We start from the raw sequence: 16,644 nt of genomic DNA, 5'->3' as shown, positions 1-16,644 counted from the left end.
TTGCCCGCATGGGGAACGCTGGCACGCTGGTGCTGCTCCGCCACGGCGAGAGCGACTGGAATGCTCGTAACTTGTTCACCGGGTGGGTGGACGTCGACCTGACCGATCGCGGCCGGGCCGAGGCGGTGCGCAGCGGCGAGTTGATGGTCGAGCACAAGCTGCTCCCCGACGTGGCCTACACGTCGCTGCTGCGCCGGGCGATCACGACCGCCAACCTGGCGCTGGACACCGCCGACCGGCACTGGATCCCGGTGCGGCGCAGCTGGCGGCTCAACGAACGCCACTACGGGGCGCTGCAGGGCCTGAATAAGGCCGATATCAAGGCCCGCTATGGCGAGGAGCAGTTCATGGCGTGGCGCCGCAGCTACGACGTTCCCCCGCCGCCGATCGAGCGGGGCAGCCGGTTCAGCCAGGATATGGATCCCCGCTACGCCGACATCGGCGGAGGACCGCTGACCGAATGCCTCGCCGACGTGGTGGCCCGGTTTGTGCCGTACTACACCGATGTCATCATGCCGGATTTGCGCGTGGGTAAGACGGTGCTCGTCGCCGCGCACGGCAACTCGCTGCGTGCCCTGGTCAAATACCTCGACGACATGTCCGAGCAGGAGGTGGTGGGGCTGAACATCCCCACCGGCGTACCACTGCGTTACGACCTGAACGCGGAGCTGAAGCCGATCATGCGCGGCGGCAGCTATCTCGATCCGGAGGCCGCCGCCGCCGGTGCCGCCGCGGTGGCCAGCCAAGGCGCATAAGATCGGTCCGCGTCGGGCTGTTGCCTCGGCCGGAGCCGCGCCGGCCGGCTTCGCGGCGGCGGACATCACGGCAAACACTGGATGAACAGTGGCCGAATACTTTGCTGGCGCGCTGTGACATGCCCGGTTTTGGCCGCGCGGCGCTGGGTGGGCGTGCACCAGGATTTGTAGGATTTGCACGTGACTGTGTTCTCGGCGCTGTTGCTGGCCGGGGTTTCGTCTCTGCTGGCATTGGCCGTAGGTCTGGCCGCCGGAACCCGGTTGGCGCCGCGGATCGTCGAGCGACAGCAGCGGATGGCGGCCGAACGGGCCGGGATCACCGTCGGACAGATGTTGCAGCGCATCGTCGCGCTGATGCCGACCGGCACCGCGGTGGTGGATGCCCATCGTGACGTGGTCTACCTCAACGATCGCGCCCGGGAGCTGGGGTTGGTGCGCGACCGTCAGCTCGATGAGCAGGCCTGGAAAGCGGCGCAGCAGGCGTTGGCCGGCGACGATGTCGAATTCGACCTGTCGCCGGGTAAGCGCGGGGCCGCCGGCCGCTCCGGGTTGCTGGTCCACGGCCAAGCCCGACTGTTGAGCGAAGAAGACCGCCGGTTCGCCGTGGTTTTCGCCTACGACCAGTCCGAGTACGCCCGCATGGAGGCGACGCGGCGTGATTTCGTGGCCAATGTCAGCCACGAGCTCAAGACACCGGTCGGCGCCATGGCCGTGCTCGCTGAAGCGCTGCTGGCATCCGCGGACGATCCCGACACCGTGCGTCACTTCGGTGAAAAAGTGCTCGTCGAAGCCAACCGGCTGGGCGGGATGGTTGGCGAACTGATCGAACTGTCTCGCCTGCAGGGCGCGGAGCGACTGCCCGATATGACCGACGTGGATGTCGACACCGTTGTTTCGGAAGCGATTTCGCGCCACAAGGTGGCCGCTGACAATGCCGATATCGAGGTGCGCACAGATGCACCGAGCGGTTTGCGGGTGCTGGGCAATCAAAGCTTGCTGGTGACCGCGTTGGCCAACCTGGTGTCCAACGCGATCGCGTATTCGCCGCGCGGGTCGTTGGTGACGATCAGCCGCCGCCGGCGCGGCGACTTCGTCGAGATCGCGGTCACCGATCGGGGTATCGGCATTGCCCGCGAAGACCAGGAGCGGGTGTTCGAGCGTTTCTTCCGGGGAGACAAGGCGCGTTCGCGAGCCACCGGCGGCAGTGGGCTGGGCTTGGCGATCGTCAAACACGTCGCCGCCAACCACAACGGCAGCATCGGGCTGTGGAGCCAGCCGGGGACCGGGTCGACGTTCACCTTGTCCATCCCGGTGTATCCGGAGGTCGCTGAGGAAGCCGACCAGCCTTCGGAGCGCGATCTGCGGCCTGTCAGCTCGCAACGAGAGGAAGAACTAAGCCGATGACGACGCAGAGGCGAAGCGATGAAAAGGAGTGGCGCCGATGACCCGCGCCAACGACGATGCAGAGCGAAGCGATGAAAAGGAGTGGCGCCGATGACCAACGTGCTGATCGTGGAGGACGAGGAGTCGCTGGCTGATCCGCTGGCATTTCTGCTGCGCAAGGAGGGCTTTGAGGCCACGGTGGTGACGGACGGGCCGTCCGCGCTTGCCGAGTTCGACCGGTCCGGCGCCGACATCGTGCTGCTCGACTTGATGCTGCCGGGCATGTCGGGTACCGACGTGTGCAAACAGCTGCGTGCCCGGTCCAGCGTGCCGGTGATCATGGTGACCGCCCGGGACAGTGAGATCGACAAGGTGGTCGGCCTGGAGCTGGGTGCCGACGACTATGTGACCAAGCCGTATTCGGCGCGCGAACTGATCGCCCGGATTCGCGCGGTGCTGCGCCGCGGCGGGGAGGACGACTCTGACGTCGCTGACGGGATCCTGGAATCCGGGCCGGTGCGCATGGATGTTGAGCGGCATACCGTCTCAGTGAATGGAAAGCCGATTATGTTGCCGCTCAAGGAATTCGACCTTCTCGAATACCTGATGCGCAACAGTGGGCGGGTGCTGACGCGCGGGCAGCTGATCGATCGGGTGTGGGGCGCGGACTACGTCGGCGACACGAAGACACTCGACGTGCACGTCAAGCGGCTGCGGTCCAAGATCGAAGCGGACCCGGCTAACCCGGTGCACCTGGTGACGGTGCGCGGGCTGGGCTACAAGCTGGAGGGCTAGGCGCTCAGCAGAGCGGCGACGCTTATGAAACGGCCGGTCCCGGCGTCGCCGGTTATCCTGCGCGTGCGGCGACCACGTCGTCACCGACTGCCAAGGCCAGCGCCATGATCGACATCTGCGGGTTGACCTCGGGGCAGCTGGGCAAAATCGACGCGTCGGCGACCCATACTCCGTCCGCGCCGCGCAGCCGGCCACTCTCGTCGACCGGGCAGCGTTGCTCATCGGCGCCAGCGGCCGCGGTGCCGGTGGGATGGAAAGCCGCGAGGTGCAAGCTGTTCGGGTTTGTCCGGCGCAGCACGTCTCGCAGCGCCGGCAGCGACGTCACCGTCGGCGCCGCGGGCAGGCCGGTGAGCACTTCGACCGCACCGGCGGCGAACAGCAGCTGACCCATGGCCTCGATCGCGGTCATGAGCTTGGCCCGGTCGGCGGGGGTGATGTTGTAGAACAGCAGGGTGTCGCCGCGGACGGTGACCACCCGGCCGACACCGCGGTCGGCCACCATCGCACCGACTGTCGCGACCTGTGCCGCCCGATCCAGCCATCCCAGCAACTCGGCGCCGTAGCCGGGGAAAACGATGGACCCCATACCCGGCGGAGTGGAGGTTGCCTCGATCAACACGCCGTGGGACTCGTGTAACTCGTCGACGGCCGCGCTCTGGAGCACCCCGCGCCACGCGTAGACGTCGTCGTCGAAGCGCCCGGCGACTGCGACCGCCGGATGCAGCGCCAGGTTGCGTCCCAGCCGTGGATGCGTGCCTAAACCGCTGCGCCGCAACAGTCCCGGCGTCTGGGTCGCTCCCGCGGCGACCACGACCGTGTCGGCGAGCACGTCGAGCGCGGTGCCGTCGGGCCGCCGCGCCCGCACACCGCGGGCGCGGCCGCTGTCGTGCAGCACCCGTTCGACGCGGGCTTCCGAGATGATGCGGGCGCCGGCCGTGCACGCCTGCGGCAGCGCGTTGAGGTGCACACCGAATTTGGCGTTGCGCGGACAGCCGATCGCGCACTGGCAGCACGCGTCGCAGCCGGGAGCGTTGCGCGGGATCGGTGCTGAGCGCCAGTTCAGCGCGGCCGCGCCGTCGAGCAGTAGACGCCCGTTGCGGCCCATGATCTCCAGCGGCACCGGGGCGACCTGCAGGGTGTGTGCGACCTCGTCAAGGTAGCCGCCCAGCCGGGCCGGATCGGCCAGTGCCAGCCCGAACTGGTCGCGCCAGCGCTGCTGAACGCTTCGCGGCGGCCGGTAGCAGGTGCCGGAGTTGACGACGGTGCTCCCGCCAACAGCCCGGCCGATGGGCAGCACGACCGCCGGGCGGCCCAGTGCGACGGTGGCCCCGCCCCCGCGGTACAGCCCGGCGTAGCGGTCGATGGGGTGGCGGGTGCGGAACTCCTCGACGGTCCAGCGCCGGCCCTCCTCGAGCACGACGGTGCGCATGCCCGCGCGGGCCAGGGTGCGGGCTGCCATCGCGCCCCCGGCGCCGGAGCCGACGATCACCGCATCGGCGGTCAGCACCGACGGGACCGCCGCCGACGCAACCACATCCAGCGTCGCGTCGGGACGGGCGACGTCGTGCTCTTGGGCGCGGGCAAGCAGTTCCGGCGCGTAGGTATCGGCGCCGTTAGCCAGCAGCACAAGGGCTTTGAGTCCCTCAACAGCCGCGCCGGCATCCGGGCCGAGTGAGGCTACCCGGCCCAGCAGCTTCACGCGTGCCTCCGGGCTCAGCCGCCGAAGCGACCGTCCGGTTGTCAGATAGCTGGCGGCCGCCAACGACAGCAATCCGGCGCGCACCGCAGCCCGGGACGTCGCCGGCAGCTGTGTCAGGTAGCGATCGACCCGCTGCGCGAGCTGATCCGGGTGCGGGCCGCCATATTCCTGGGGCAGCAGCGCGGCGCCGAACGCGCCGGTGAGCCGGTCGACGAGCCGGCTCATGGCTGGGACGCGAATCGGCGCCCGATCCGGCGGCCCAGCTTGAGGAAAAACGGGTAGGTCGCGAAGATCGTGCCCGCCAACGCATGCATCGGCCAGCCGAGGTTATCGGTGTTCACACCGAAAACTCCGCTGTTCCACATGAAGTCGCGCCCGTTGCGGGCGCGGAACGGCCGCCACAGCAGCCCGAGACCGGGCACGTTGTGGTACAACCCGAACGAGCTGCCGAAGAACACGCCGAGGGTGGCGGCCTCGGCGACGTCGCGCTGCTCTTCGGGCAGGGCACGTTCGATGAGCACGCCGGAGGCAACGAGCATCGGCGGATCGAACAGAAAACTCATGCCGGAGTCCTTTCATTGATGGCGGGCGCCTCGGTCCCGCGCAGGCCGACTTCGGCGTGGCCGGTGCCGAGCACCGACCAGCGCCGGTCGCCGATTTCGATGTGAATGTCGGCCTGTTCGGTGTTGGTGCAGACCGCACTGGCGCCGTCGGGGTCAGTGTATCCCAAACTCACACAACGATTTTCGGGCTGATCAACGCGGATGAGCGCATGACGTCTGCCGATCCGCCCTTCCAGTTGCCAGTGCCGGAGCCCCAGCGTTGTTCGTATCCGCGGTGACGGCAAACCCATTTCCGGCCAGTCATTTCCGTCGATGCGGAATCGGACGAACGGTATCGGCGTCAGCCGCCGGAGCCCCGGGGTGTGCGACACCGCGGTGACCACCTCCAGCACATCACCGCCCCCGAGGTCGGCGTGAATCCATCCCCAACGTTTGGCGTTGCCCCGCCCGTAGATGTGCGCGACACCGCCGCGCCATCCGCTGACCCGGTGGGTGAGCTCACCCACGGTCACCGACCCGGTGAAATCGGCGGTCGGAGCGATCACGACCTGAGCGCCCGGCAGCAGCTGACGCTCCCAGGCAACCCGCGGAAACGTCCACAGCGGCGCGGTGGGGTCCCGCCAGCGCAGCTGCCAGGATAGCGACCCCGCCTGCCCAACCAGTTCCTCGGGCCCGGCCCGCACGCCCGCGGCGCTGAACCACATGGGGCCGGTCGCGGGGCGGGTGGGCTCGGGACCGAAACGCTCGGTGCGCGGCGGGCCATCGGCGGGAAACCAGGTGACCCAGCCGTGCGCGTAGGGAGACTTTCCCACCGTCGGGATGGGTGCCACCGTTTCGCAGTGCACCCACAGCCCGGCCCGGGTCAGCGGGTCTGACACGGTGGCGTACCAGACTTCCAGGCGGCCGAATTCACCCCGCCAGCACGGCGCGGCGGCCAGATCGACATCGCCACGCATTCAGTGACCTCCGCTCGCGCGTCGCTGTCTCGGACGAACGGTCGACGCGTCCCACACCCGCTCACTATATTGGTTGAGCCAATGAACCAGTCAAGCCCGATTCGGCGACCTGAGCGCCAGCGTCTGGATGAACAGATCGCGGCCTCGCTCGCCGACGCCATCCTCGACGGCCACTTCCCGCCCGGTTCGACGCTGCCGCCGGAACGGGAGCTGGCCGAGTGGCTCGGCGTTAACCGCACCTCGTTGCGGCAGGGTCTGGCCCGGTTGCAGCACATGGGGCTGATCGAAGCTCGCCAGGGCAGCGGCAACGTCGTGCGTGACCCCCAGCGTCTTACTCATCCCGCGGTGGTGGAGACGCTGGTGCGCAAATTAGGCCCCGACTTTCTCACCGAGTTGCTGGAGATCCGCACGGCGTTCGGCGCCCTGATCGGGCGGTTGGCCGCCGAGCGAAGCACTCTCGACGACGCCCGCGCCTTGCGCGAGGCGCTGGACGCCGCCCAGTCCGCGGACACGTCCGCGGCACGGCAGGCCGCCGACCTCGCCTTCTTCGGTGTACTCATCCATGCCACCCGCAACCGCGCCCTCGGGTTGCTCTACCGCTGGGTCGAACAGGCTTTCGGCGGACGTGAGCATGAGCTCACCGGGGCCTACGACGACGCGGACGCGGTGGTGGCCGAGCTGCGCGCGATCAGCGAGGCTGTGACGGCGGGGGACGCCGCCGCGGCCACGGCGGCGGTCGAGGCATACCTGCAGGCCAGCGCGCTGCGCATGGTCGAGTCCTATCAACGCGCCTCCGGCGCGTGATATCGCATGAGCTACCGCTTCGGGGGTGCATAGACTCCGGCGAACCCCGTGCTGATGTGGCTCACGGCGTGCACCCCGGTGCCCGACGGTGCGCCACCGGACGCAGCCGCGACGATGCGCTATCCGGCCGCCCGAGTCGCCGGATGAACCGCGACGAGCCCTAAGGCGCTGCGCCGCTTGCACATCGCCGCCAGTTCGGCGTAGGCCTTCTCACCGATCAGCTCGGTGAGTTCGGCGGCCAGGCTTTCCCACACCTGCTTGGCGCCACTGTGGGCGGCCGGATCACCGGTGCAGTACCAGTGCAAGTCAGCCCCCCCTGCACCCCAGCTGCGGCGGTCGTATTCGGTAATGGTGGTCTTGAGGATTTCGCTGCCGTCGGGTCGAGTCACCCATTCCTGGCTGCGCCGCAGCGGCAATTGCCAGCAGACGTCAGGTTTCATGGTCAGCGGGTGCACACCGAGCCGAAGTGCTGCGGTATGCAGCGCACAGCCGGGACCTGCCTTGAACCCGGGCCGATTCAAGAAAATGCATGCCCCCTGGTATTTGCGTGTGCGCCACTGGGATTGACCTTCGTACTCGTCGAGTTCCAGATAACCCTTGCGCCCCAGACCTTTATCGCGGAATTGCCAATCATCCTCGGTCAGCTGCGCCACGGCGTCGTCGAGGCGGGCACGGTCGTCGTCGTCGGACAAAAACGCGCCATGGGAGCAACACCCGTCATGCGGCCGCCCGGCGACCGTGCCGCGGCAGGCCGGCGTGCCGAACACACATGTCCAGCGGGACAGCAGCCACGTGAGGTCGGCGGCGATCAGGTGCTCGGGATTGTCGGGGTCGTAGAACTCCACCCATTCGCGAGCGAAATCCAATTCGACCTCTCGCGGCGGGTCGGGCTGCGGGGTTGCCACAATGCCCCACGGTAGACCAGTGTGAGGCCGGCGGCCCGCTCGACCCGAGCTACGTTTCCGCTACCCCCAACCCCAGCCGTAAGGTGGTGTTTCGTGCGACTAGGCGTGCTCGACGTGGGCAGTAACACAGTCAATCTGCTGGTGGTCGACGCCCGCCGCGGGGGTCATCCGACGCCGATGAGTTCGACGAAAGCAACGCTGCGGCTGGCCGAAACCATCGACAGCTCCGGCAAGATCACACGGCGCTGGGCGGACAAACTGATCGCGACGATCGACGAGTTCGCCACCATCGCGGTCAGCTCGGGCTGCGCCGAGCTGATGGCCTTCGCTACGTCCGCAGTTCGTGACGCGACGAACGCCGAGGAGGTCTTGGCCCGGGTGCGCGCCGAGACCGGAGTCGACCTGCAGGTGCTGGGCGGTGTCGATGAGTCGCGGCTGACGTTTCTGGCCGTGCGCCGCTGGTATGGATGGAGCGCGGGGCGAATCCTCAACCTGGACATTGGCGGCGGCTCGCTGGAGTTGTCCAGTGGTGTCGACGAGGAGCCCGAGGTGGCGCTGTCGCTGCCATTGGGGGCTGGACGCCTGACCCGGGAGTGGCTGCCCGACGATCCGCCCGGCCGACGTCGGGTCGCCATGCTGCGGGACTGGCTCGACACCGAGCTGGCCGACGCCGCCGCGACCGTGCTGAAAGCCGGCAGCCCCGAACTCGCGGTGGCGACGTCGAAGACCTTCCGGTCACTGGCGCGTCTCACCGGCGCGGCGCCGTCGGCGGCGGGTCCCCGCGTGAAAAGGACATTAACCGCCAGCGGCCTCAGACAACTCATATCTTTCATCTCTAGGATGACGACCGCTGACCGTGCAGAACTGGAAGGGGTGAGCGCCGAGCGGGCGCCACAGATCGTGGCGGGTGCTTTGGTGGCAGAGGCAAGTATGCGAGCGCTGTCGTTAGAAACAGTCGAGATCTGCCCGTGGGCCCTGCGGGAGGGTCTCATCTTGCGCAAACTCGACAGCGAAGCTGACGGAAACGCCCTCGTGGAGACTTCCATGCGCGATGCTGGAAGCCAAGTTGTTGATCGGACCGCGGTTGACCGATCGAGAGGCGACAAACGATGACTGGACCCGATTCCGACACCCAGACCTCCACCACCCGGCCGATTTCGGTGGCTGAGTTACTGGCCAGGAACGGAACAATCGGCGCTCCCCCGGTGACCGGGCGGCGGCGTCGGCGGCGCGGCAACAGCGATGCGGTGACGGTCGCCGAACTGACCGGCGAAATCCCGGTCGTCGGCCGCGAGGATCACCATGACGAGACCACCCGGCCGGGCCCGGCTGCGCATAGCCACCGCGCCAACGGGGCTCCCCGGCTCGCCGAACCGGTGCCCGACGAGCGTCCCGAACCGGTGCCGGATCCCGACCACTCCGAGAGCGGGGGATGGCCCGAATCCCAGTCGCGCTGGACCGAATCGACGCCGGCGGGAGCCGACTCCGGTCTGCTGCGCAGTCGTTACCTGCGGTCGCTGCCGCTGGGCGCGGAGCCGGACGATGATCGTGACGACGAGCCGCCATCGGGTGCTGAGCGGATGAGTCCTGACCCGCTGGAGAATTACGCCGACATCCCGGTGGATGTGATGGACACGGACGTGCGCGAAGCCGAACCGGCCACCGAGGATTCGGCCTACGTGCGCTCCTACTTGCGCGCTCCGGTAGGTCGGCTGTTGGGTGGTATCGGGGGCACCGGTCGCATCCGCCTGGGAGCCGCCGACAAGCTTGCGGACACCGAGGAACTGGCCGCCGACGCCGACGTGGACCACGGCGACAGCGGCGGCGATGTCGAGGGTGTCTACGAATGGCCCAGCAGAACCGAAACACTGTTGCGCGGTGGCCTGATCGTGCTGCAGTCGATTCTGGCGGTGGCGTTCGGCGCAGGCTTGTTCATCGCCTTTGACCAACTGTGGCGATGGAACAACATTGTGGCGCTGGTGCTTTCGGTGCTGGTCATCCTTGGCCTGGTGGTCGGGGTGCGAATAGTGCGCAGAACCGAAGACATCGCCAGCACGTTGATCGCGGTAGCAGTGGGGGCGTTGGTCACATTGGGGCCGTTGGCGCTGCTGCAGTCGGGCTGATCGCCCGCGTAGCGCAGTGCGTCCAGCGATCAAGGTCGGCCTGTCGACGGCCTCGGTCTATCCCCTGAGGGCCGAGGCCGCTTTTGAGTACGCCGCCCGGCTCGGCTACGACGGGGTCGAGCTGATGGTGTGGGGAGAATCCGCCAGCCAGGACATCGGTGCCGTCAAGAAGTTGTCGCGGCGCTACAACGTGCCGGTGTTGTCGGTGCATGCGCCGTGTCTGCTGATCTCGCAGCGGGTCTGGGGCTCCAATCCGATCCCCAAGCTGGAGCGCAGTGTGCGCGCCGCTGAACAGCTGGGCGCCCAGACCGTCGTGGTGCATCCGCCGTTTCGGTGGCAGCGCCGCTACGCGGAGGGATTCACTGAGCAGGTAGCCGCGCTGGAAGCCTCCAGTGACGTACTGGTGGCAGTGGAAAACATGTTCCCGTTTCGGGCCGACCGGTTTTTCCGGGCCGGGCAGTCCAGGGAACGGATGCGCAAGCGGGGCGGCGGTCCGGGCCCGGCGATTTCGGCGTTCGCGCCGTCCTACGACCCGCTCGACGGCAACCACGCGCACTACACGCTTGATCTGTCGCATACCGCAACAGCGGGCACTGATGCACTGGACATGGCCGCGCGGATGGGTTCGGGACTGGTGCATCTGCACCTCTGCGACGGCAGCGGGCTGCCGGTCGACGAACACCTGGTACCGGGACGCGGCACGCAGCCCACTGTCGAAGTGTGCCAGCTGCTGGCCACCGGCGATTTCACCGGCCACGTGATCTTGGAGGTAAGTACCTCTAGCGCTCGGTCGGCGCGGGAACGCGAAGCCATGCTGGCCGAGTCGCTGCAGTTCGCCCGCACCCATCTGATGCGCTGAGGAGCCCGATGTACCCGTTGTTCACCACGGCGATGGCGTTGCGTGAGGTCGACCCAGGTGCGGGCAGCGCCGACGCCGTCTTCGACGCGGAGCTCAACGAACACTGGACCATTGGGCCCAAGGTGCATGGCGGCGCCATGCTGGCATTGTGCGCAAACGCCGCCCGGACAGCCTACGCCCGCGCACCCGGTGACGCCGCGGGCCGGGTCGCATCCGCAGCGGGGGCCGGGCAATCAGGCCCGGGTGCTGCAGGAGTGCAACCGGTTGCGGTGTCGGCAAGCTTTTTGTGGGCGCCCGATCCCGGCCCGATGCGGCTGGCGACGTCGATGCGCAAACGGGGGCGGCGGATCAGCGTGGTGGATGTCGAACTCACACAGGGCGGGCGAACCGCGGTGCACGCGGTGGTCACGCTCGGTGAACCAGAGCATTTCGGTCCGCGTGACGACGCCGGCCCGCAAACCACCCGAGCTGGGCTTCCGGGCCGGCTGCACCGGGCGGGGCACCCGGCCCGCGGGCCCTTGTTGGCGGCCAACCCGGTGGTGGATTTGATGCCACCGGATCCGCCCGACGAGGTCGCCCCAATCGGCCCCGGTCACCCGATGTCCGGCCTGGTGCATCTGGCCGCCGGCTGCGATGTGCGCCCGGTGGTGTCGACGCTGCAGCCCAGTACCGACGGGCGCCCGCCGATGATCCAGATGTGGGTGCGCCCGCGCGGCGTGGCGCCGGATGCACTGTTCGCGTTGATGTGCGGCGACGTGTCAGCGCCGGTGAGCTTCGCGGTGGGCCGTACCGGCTGGGCGCCGACCGTGCAGCTCACCGCATATCTGCGCGCACTGCCGGCCGACGGCTGGCTGCGGGTGGTGTGCACATGCTTGCAGATCGGGCAGGACTGGTTCGACGAAGATCACATTGTGGTCGACTGTGACGGGCGCCTGGTTGTGCAGACCCGGCAGCTGGCGATGGTGCCGCCTCGCTAACCGCGGGTGGTGGCGGGCGACCCGCGGCGCGCGGCTGCGCCGCGCTTGCGATCGCCCGGGATCCGTCTGCGATGCTTGCCGGCATGGCCAGAATCGCGATCATCGGCGGCGGCAGTATCGGTGAGGCCCTGCTCTCGGGTCTGCTGCGATCCGGGCGGCAGGTCAAAGACCTGGTGGTGGCCGAACGGGTGGCCGATCGTGCCCGGTACCTGGCGCAAACCTACTCGGTGCGAGTGACAGCGGTGGGCGATGCGGTGGAGAATGCGGCGTTCGTCATCGTGGCGGTCAAGCCCTCCGATGTGGAATCGGTGATCGGGGAGATCGCCGACGCGGCCGCCCAGGCCGACGACGAACAGGTCTACATCACCGTCGTGGCAGGTGTCACCACGGCATACTTCGAGTCCAAGCTGCCGGCCGGGACGGCGGTGGTGCGGGCGATGCCCAATGCGCCGATCCTGGTCGGCGCAGGAGTGACCGCCCTGGCTAAGGGCCGCTTCGCGACTTCTGAGCAGCTCAACGATGTGTGTGCCCTGTTTGAGGCCGTTGGCGACGTGCTGACGGTGGCGGAATCACAACTGGATGCCGTAACGGCGGTATCCGGCTCCGGTCCGGCGTACTTTTTTCTGATGGTTGAAGCGCTGATCGACGCCGCTGTCGGGGTCGGTCTGAGCCGGCGGGTGGCCACTGAACTGGTTGCGCAGACCCTGGCGGGGTCGGCCGCGATGCTGCTGGAGCGGATGGAACAGCAATCCCCTGGTGACGCGCCGCCGGGCCCCGGCATAGACACCACCGCGACTCAGCTGCGCGCGACCGTCACCTCACCAGCCGGGACGACCGCCGCCGGGCTGCGCGAACTCGAACGCGGCGGTTTTCGTGCGACGATCGACGCTGCTGTTCGGGCCGCAAAAATGCGGTCCGAGGAGCTGAGAATTACATCGGAGTAATTCACAAAATTTGTACAGATTATTCCCCCACCCGTCGCAATAACCCCACGAGTCCCGCTATTCTCCAGGTTGTATGCGCGTATAGGTGCCAGCGGAGGGGAAGCCGCTGGGATGTGCGTGCCTGATTGGAATGGGTTGCGATGACGTCTACGAACGGGCCATCGGGGCGAGATTCTTCCGGCGGTAAAACGGCGCGGGACACCAGTTCTGCTGACGGCCAGCCAACAAGAACACAGTTTCTCACCGTGGCAGAGGTGGCGGCGTTGATGAGGGTCTCCAAGATGACGGTGTATCGGCTGGTGCACAGCGGGGAACTGCCGGCAGTTCGTGTCGGGCGGTCCTTCCGGGTGCACGCCAAGGCCGTGCACGACATGCTGGAGACCTCCTATTTCGACGCGGGCTGAGCCACGGGGGCGCGGTCGGTTGGCGGGACCGCCCCGAAGCTCTGCTCGTCACGTGCACATCAGGTCCACGGTGCGGCTCGGCGACTACCGTCGCCGGGCGTTTTGGTGTTGCAGCTGGGAGGCCAGGTAAAGTGACCGGGTCATTTCCACGAGCCGGCCACAGTTCAGGTAGCGGAGTCTATGGGTTCAGTCATCAAGAAGCGCCGTAAACGCATGTCGAAGAAGAAACACCGCAAACTGCTGCGCCGCACCCGGGTGCAGCGCAGAAAACTCGGTAAGTAACCTCTGCACGCGTCTGTCACTCGGCGGTAACGAGGTTGTTTCTCCTCGCCGGTACGCTATCGAGATGGGTTTGTCGGGTGAACAGACGGGTAATGGGACCGGCGGCCACACGGACAGCGCTCACCACCCCAAAGTCGTGCTGGTCACCGGGGCGTGCCGGTTTCTCGGCGGTTACCTGACGGCGCGGCTCGCGCAAAACCCGCTGATCAACCGGGTGATTGCGGTGGACGCGGTCGCGCCGAGCAAAGACATGATGCGTCGCATGGGCCGTGCCGAGTTTGTCCGGGCGGATATTCGGAATCCCTTTATCCTCAAGGTAATTCGAAACAATAACGTGGATACCGTGGTGCACGCCGCGGCGGCGTCGTATGCGCCGCGGGCCGGTAGCGGCGCGGCGCTGAAAGAACTCAACGTGATGGGCGCGATGCAGCTGTTCGCGGCCTGCCACAAGGCGCCGTCGGTGCGCCGCGTGGTGCTCAAGTCGACCTCGGAGGTCTACGGCTCGAGCGCCCGCGATCCGGTGGTGTTCACCGAGGACAGCAGCAGTCGGCGCCCGTTTCGCCAGGGTTTTCCCAAAGACAGCCTCGATATCGAAGGCTATGCGCGTGGGCTGGGCCGGCGCCGGCCTGACATCGCGGTGACCATTCTGCGGCTGGCCAACATGATCGGCCCGGCGATGGACACCACCTTGTCGCGTTACCTGGCCGGGCCGCTGGTCCCGACGATCGTCGGGCGCGACGCGCGGTTGCAGTTGCTCCACGAACAAGATGCGCTGGGCGCCCTGGAGCGCGCTGTTATGGCCGGCAAGTCCGGGACGTTCAACATCGGCGCTGACGGCATCATCATGCTGTCGCAGGCGATCCGGCGTGCGGGCCGCATCCCCTTGCCGATACCCGGGTTCGCGGTCTGGGCGCTTGATTCGCTGAGACGGGCTAATCGCTATACCGAGATCAACCGCGACCAGCTCGACTATTTGAGTTTCGGCCGGGTGATGGATACCACCCGGATGCGGGAAGAGCTTGGCTACCACCCGAAGTGGACGACGGCCGAGGCCTTCGACGATTATGTTCGCGGTCGAGGTCTGACTCCCATAATCGACCCGCAGTGGGTACGATCCTTGGAGGGTCGGGCGGTGGCGGCAGCGCAACGCTGGGAGCGCCGAAAACCAATGCTATGGGGCGGGGTTAGGTAAATAATCGTGGCTGGCGAGACCAGAGCCAAAGTTATTCCGTTACACACGAATTCAGGGCGTGCGGCGGCGCAGCGGCGCGCGAGTCAACGTGCCGACGCGTCGCGCCGTCATCCTTCTCTGCTCTCCGATCCCGATGGCCGCGCCTCCACTGAGCAAATCGCTGCGGTGGTGCACGAGATCGATCAGCGCCGGCAGGCGGTATCGGCGACCGGGGCAGCCGGCAACGACGTGGCTGCGCACGTGGCTGTGGTTGCCGAATTCTTACGGCGCCGACTGACCGGCGACTACAGCGTCGATGAGTTTGGGTTCGATCCGCACTTCAACAACGCCATCGTGCGCCCTTTGCTGAGGTTCTTCTTCAAGTCCTGGTTCCGTGTCGAAGTCAGCGGTGTGGAGAACCTGCCCGACACCGGTGCTGCCCTGGTGGTGGCCAACCACGCCGGGGTCCTGCCGCTGGATGGGCTGATGGTCTCGGTGGCGGTCCACGACGAACATCCGGCGCACCGCGACCTGCGGCTGCTGGCTGCCGATATGGTGTTCGACCTACCCGTCATCGGCGAAACCGCCCGCAAGGCCGGCCACACCCTGGCATGCGCGACCGATGCGCACCGGCTGTTGGCCGCGGGCGAGCTGACGGCGGTGTTCCCGGAGGGCTACAAGGGCTTGGGTAAACACTTCAAAGACCGCTACCGGCTCCAGCGATTCGGCCGGGGCGGGTTTGTGTCGGCTGCGCTGCGCACCGGGGCGCCGATCGTGCCGTGTTCGATCGTGGGCTCCGAAGAGATTTATCCGATGCTCGCCGATGTCAAGCTCCTGGCGCGGCTGTTCGGGCTGCCCTACTTCCCGATCACCCCACTGTTTCCACTCGCCGGTCCGGCCGGGTTGGTGCCGCTGCCGTCGAAGTGGTACATCGCTTTCGGTGAGCCGATTTCCACCGCGAGTTACCAGCCCGGCGACGCCGAGGATCCGATGGTCACCTTCGAGTTGACCGATCAGGTCCGGGAGACCATCCAGCAGACGCTCTATCGGTTACTGGCTAATCGGCGCAACATTTTCCTCGGCTGATTTCTCCGTCCGGACAGCGTTCGGCCGCGTTCAGGCTGCGGGCTTTTTCACCAAGGTGAACTGGCAGACATCGGTGTAGCCCGTGCGGAACAGGTCAGCGCAGCCGGTCAGGTATTTCATGTAGCGCTCATAGACCTCTTCGGACTGGATCGCGATCGCTTGATCCTTGTGTGCCCGCAATGAAGCAGCCCAGCAGTCCAGGGTGCGGGCGTAGTGCAACCGCAGCGGCTGCACTCTGGCGACCTCGAAACCGGCTCTGGTCGCGTGCTCGGTGACCAGCGACACCTGCGGCAAGCGCCCGCCGGGGAAGATCTCGTCCATGATGAATTTGACGAACCGCAGCAGGCTCATCGTCATTTTCAGCTGACGCTGCTCGACCTCTGCGGAGCTGGCCAGCACGATCGTATGCAGCAGCATGACGCCGTCGGCCGGCAGCACCTGATAGGCCATCGTGAAGAAGTCGTCGTAGCGGTCATAGCCGAAGTGCTCGAACGCGCCGATCGAGACGATCCGGTCAACGGGTTCGTGGAACTGCTCCCATCCCTGGAGCCGGACCTGCCTGGTGCGAGGCGTATCCATCTCGTCGAACATCTTCTGCACGTGCTGCGCCTGGTTTTTACTCAACGTCAGGCCAATCACGTTGACGTCGTAGCGTTCTACGGCGCGTTTCAGCGTGGCCCCCCAACCGCAGCCGACATCCAGCAGGGTCATCCCCGGCCGCAGCCCCAGCTTGCCCAGCGACAAATCGATCTTGGCCAGCTGGGCCTCTTCAAGGCTCATATCGTCACGCTCGAAGTATGCGCAACTGTAGGTCTGGGTCGGATCCAAAAAAAGCCGGTAGAACTCGTCGGACAAGTCGTAATGTGACTGAACGTCTTCGAAGTGCGGTCTGAGTTGGGTCCCTGGTTGAGCAGCCCGCTGTGCCATAGCGGCCGACC

Annotated in this window: 18 protein-coding genes; 13 read left to right on the top strand and 5 right to left on the bottom strand. The window is 67.0% G+C overall.

The window, feature by feature from the left end; genetic code table 11:
- The first annotated feature begins 8 nt into the window (after positions 1–8).
- The 3 genes from G6N08_RS03675 (at position 9) to regX (ending at position 2,933) form a co-directional block, all read left to right on the top strand.
- A complete protein-coding gene (locus G6N08_RS03675; RefSeq protein ID WP_163754438.1) occupies positions 9–755 on the top strand; it encodes a phosphoglyceromutase in 747 nt (248 codons plus the stop codon).
- 180 nt (positions 756–935) lie between these two features.
- Positions 936–2,159 (top strand): sensor histidine kinase, encoded by a 1,224-nt coding sequence (locus tag G6N08_RS03670; RefSeq protein WP_163754435.1) that lies wholly within the window; start codon positions 936–938, stop codon positions 2,157–2,159.
- Positions 2,160–2,249: 90 nt separating this feature from the next.
- On the top strand, positions 2,250–2,933 hold the full coding sequence (gene regX, locus G6N08_RS03665; RefSeq protein ID WP_163754432.1) for a two-component sensory transduction protein RegX: 684 nt from the start codon (positions 2,250–2,252) through the stop codon (positions 2,931–2,933).
- A 52-nt stretch (positions 2,934–2,985) separates the two neighbouring features.
- Here regX and G6N08_RS03660 read toward each other — a convergent pair whose 3' ends face one another.
- The 3 genes from G6N08_RS03660 to G6N08_RS03650 are packed head-to-tail and all read right to left on the bottom strand — an operon-like array spanning position 2,986 to position 6,151.
- Positions 2,986–4,857, bottom strand: a complete 1,872-nt coding sequence (locus G6N08_RS03660; protein ID WP_163754429.1) for a GMC family oxidoreductase — start codon at positions 4,855–4,857, stop codon at positions 2,986–2,988.
- Positions 4,854–5,195, bottom strand: a complete 342-nt coding sequence (locus tag G6N08_RS03655) for a hypothetical protein (RefSeq protein ID WP_163754426.1) — start codon at positions 5,193–5,195, stop codon at positions 4,854–4,856. The genes G6N08_RS03660 and G6N08_RS03655 overlap by 4 nt, the downstream gene beginning before the upstream one ends.
- Positions 5,192–6,151: a tocopherol cyclase family protein gene (locus tag G6N08_RS03650; RefSeq protein WP_163754421.1), complete on the bottom strand. Its 960-nt coding sequence runs from the start codon at positions 6,149–6,151 to the stop codon at positions 5,192–5,194. Before G6N08_RS03650 ends, G6N08_RS03655 begins: the two co-directional genes overlap by 4 nt.
- 81 nt (positions 6,152–6,232) lie before the next feature.
- Between G6N08_RS03650 and G6N08_RS03645 the strand changes: the two genes are divergently transcribed.
- Positions 6,233–6,955 carry a FadR/GntR family transcriptional regulator gene (locus G6N08_RS03645; RefSeq protein ID WP_218033335.1) on the top strand — a complete coding sequence of 241 codons (723 nt, stop codon included), beginning with the start codon at positions 6,233–6,235 and terminating at the stop codon, positions 6,953–6,955.
- Between the two features lie 119 nt (positions 6,956–7,074).
- Here G6N08_RS03645 and G6N08_RS03640 read toward each other — a convergent pair whose 3' ends face one another.
- Positions 7,075–7,863, bottom strand: a complete 789-nt coding sequence (locus G6N08_RS03640; RefSeq protein ID WP_371868987.1) for a DUF3109 family protein — start codon at positions 7,861–7,863, stop codon at positions 7,075–7,077.
- Between the two features lie 90 nt (positions 7,864–7,953).
- Here G6N08_RS03640 and G6N08_RS03635 point away from each other — a divergent pair, with 90 nt between their 5' ends.
- The 9 genes from G6N08_RS03635 (at position 7,954) to G6N08_RS03595 (ending at position 15,706) form a co-directional block, all read left to right on the top strand.
- On the top strand, positions 7,954–8,973 hold the full coding sequence (locus G6N08_RS03635) for a Ppx/GppA family phosphatase (RefSeq protein ID WP_174813245.1): 1,020 nt from the start codon (positions 7,954–7,956) through the stop codon (positions 8,971–8,973).
- The gene (locus tag G6N08_RS03630; protein WP_163754413.1) at positions 8,970–9,983 is read left to right on the top strand and encodes an Rv0497 family membrane protein; all 1,014 of its coding nucleotides are present in this window, start codon (positions 8,970–8,972) and stop codon (positions 9,981–9,983) included. Before G6N08_RS03635 ends, G6N08_RS03630 begins: the two co-directional genes overlap by 4 nt.
- 16 nt (positions 9,984–9,999) lie before the next feature.
- A complete protein-coding gene (locus G6N08_RS03625) occupies positions 10,000–10,842 on the top strand; it encodes a sugar phosphate isomerase/epimerase family protein (protein ID WP_163754410.1) in 843 nt (280 codons plus the stop codon).
- An 8-nt stretch (positions 10,843–10,850) separates the two neighbouring features.
- A complete protein-coding gene (locus tag G6N08_RS03620) occupies positions 10,851–11,819 on the top strand; it encodes a thioesterase family protein (RefSeq protein ID WP_163754407.1) in 969 nt (322 codons plus the stop codon).
- 83 nt (positions 11,820–11,902) lie between these two features.
- On the top strand, positions 11,903–12,763 hold the full coding sequence (gene proC / locus G6N08_RS03615; RefSeq protein ID WP_174813244.1) for a pyrroline-5-carboxylate reductase: 861 nt from the start codon (positions 11,903–11,905) through the stop codon (positions 12,761–12,763).
- A 140-nt stretch (positions 12,764–12,903) separates the two neighbouring features.
- The gene (locus G6N08_RS03610; protein WP_163754399.1) at positions 12,904–13,167 is read left to right on the top strand and encodes a helix-turn-helix domain-containing protein; all 264 of its coding nucleotides are present in this window, start codon (positions 12,904–12,906) and stop codon (positions 13,165–13,167) included.
- 180 nt (positions 13,168–13,347) lie between these two features.
- Positions 13,348–13,449 (top strand): 30S ribosomal protein bS22, encoded by a 102-nt coding sequence (locus G6N08_RS03605; protein ID WP_003402602.1) that lies wholly within the window; start codon positions 13,348–13,350, stop codon positions 13,447–13,449.
- A gap of 64 nt (positions 13,450–13,513) precedes the next feature.
- Positions 13,514–14,641 carry an SDR family oxidoreductase gene (locus G6N08_RS03600; RefSeq protein ID WP_163754396.1) on the top strand — a complete coding sequence of 376 codons (1,128 nt, stop codon included), beginning with the start codon at positions 13,514–13,516 and terminating at the stop codon, positions 14,639–14,641.
- A gap of 6 nt (positions 14,642–14,647) precedes the next feature.
- Positions 14,648–15,706, top strand: coding sequence for a lysophospholipid acyltransferase family protein (locus tag G6N08_RS03595; protein ID WP_163754393.1), 1,059 nt, complete (start codon positions 14,648–14,650; stop codon positions 15,704–15,706).
- A 30-nt stretch (positions 15,707–15,736) separates the two neighbouring features.
- On the opposite strand, the gene G6N08_RS03590 is transcribed toward G6N08_RS03595, so the two are convergent.
- On the bottom strand, positions 15,737–16,633 hold the full coding sequence (locus G6N08_RS03590; RefSeq protein WP_163754390.1) for a cyclopropane mycolic acid synthase family methyltransferase: 897 nt from the start codon (positions 16,631–16,633) through the stop codon (positions 15,737–15,739).
- Positions 16,634–16,644 lie beyond the last annotated feature (11 nt).

Source organism: Mycobacterium botniense (assembly GCF_010723305.1).
GTDB lineage: Bacteria > Actinomycetota > Actinomycetes > Mycobacteriales > Mycobacteriaceae > Mycobacterium > Mycobacterium botniense.
Note: the sequence above shows the minus strand (reverse complement) of the source record. Positions and strands in the feature narration are given on the sequence as shown.

What these genes read in the sequence shown, in the direction of transcription:
- G6N08_RS03675 (WP_163754438.1), top strand. Translation starts at nt 9, where the DNA reads ATGGGGAACGCTGGCACGCTGGTGCTGCTCCGCCACGGCGAGAGCGAC.
- regX (WP_163754432.1), top strand. Translation starts at nt 2,250, where the DNA reads ATGACCAACGTGCTGATCGTGGAGGACGAGGAGTCGCTGGCTGATCCG.
- G6N08_RS03610 (WP_163754399.1), top strand. Translation starts at nt 12,904, where the DNA reads ATGACGTCTACGAACGGGCCATCGGGGCGAGATTCTTCCGGCGGTAAA.
- G6N08_RS03590 (WP_163754390.1), bottom strand. Translation starts at nt 16,633, where the DNA reads ATGGCACAGCGGGCTGCTCAACCAGGGACCCAACTCAGACCGCACTTC.
- G6N08_RS03600 (WP_163754396.1), top strand. Translation starts at nt 13,514, where the DNA reads ATGGGTTTGTCGGGTGAACAGACGGGTAATGGGACCGGCGGCCACACG.
- proC (WP_174813244.1), top strand. Translation starts at nt 11,903, where the DNA reads ATGGCCAGAATCGCGATCATCGGCGGCGGCAGTATCGGTGAGGCCCTG.
- G6N08_RS03630 (WP_163754413.1), top strand. Translation starts at nt 8,970, where the DNA reads ATGACTGGACCCGATTCCGACACCCAGACCTCCACCACCCGGCCGATT.
- G6N08_RS03620 (WP_163754407.1), top strand. Translation starts at nt 10,851, where the DNA reads ATGTACCCGTTGTTCACCACGGCGATGGCGTTGCGTGAGGTCGACCCA.
- G6N08_RS03645 (WP_218033335.1), top strand. Translation starts at nt 6,233, where the DNA reads ATGAACCAGTCAAGCCCGATTCGGCGACCTGAGCGCCAGCGTCTGGAT.
- G6N08_RS03655 (WP_163754426.1), bottom strand. Translation starts at nt 5,195, where the DNA reads ATGAGTTTTCTGTTCGATCCGCCGATGCTCGTTGCCTCCGGCGTGCTC.
- G6N08_RS03650 (WP_163754421.1), bottom strand. Translation starts at nt 6,151, where the DNA reads ATGCGTGGCGATGTCGATCTGGCCGCCGCGCCGTGCTGGCGGGGTGAA.
- G6N08_RS03660 (WP_163754429.1), bottom strand. Translation starts at nt 4,857, where the DNA reads ATGAGCCGGCTCGTCGACCGGCTCACCGGCGCGTTCGGCGCCGCGCTG.
- G6N08_RS03605 (WP_003402602.1), top strand. Translation starts at nt 13,348, where the DNA reads ATGGGTTCAGTCATCAAGAAGCGCCGTAAACGCATGTCGAAGAAGAAA.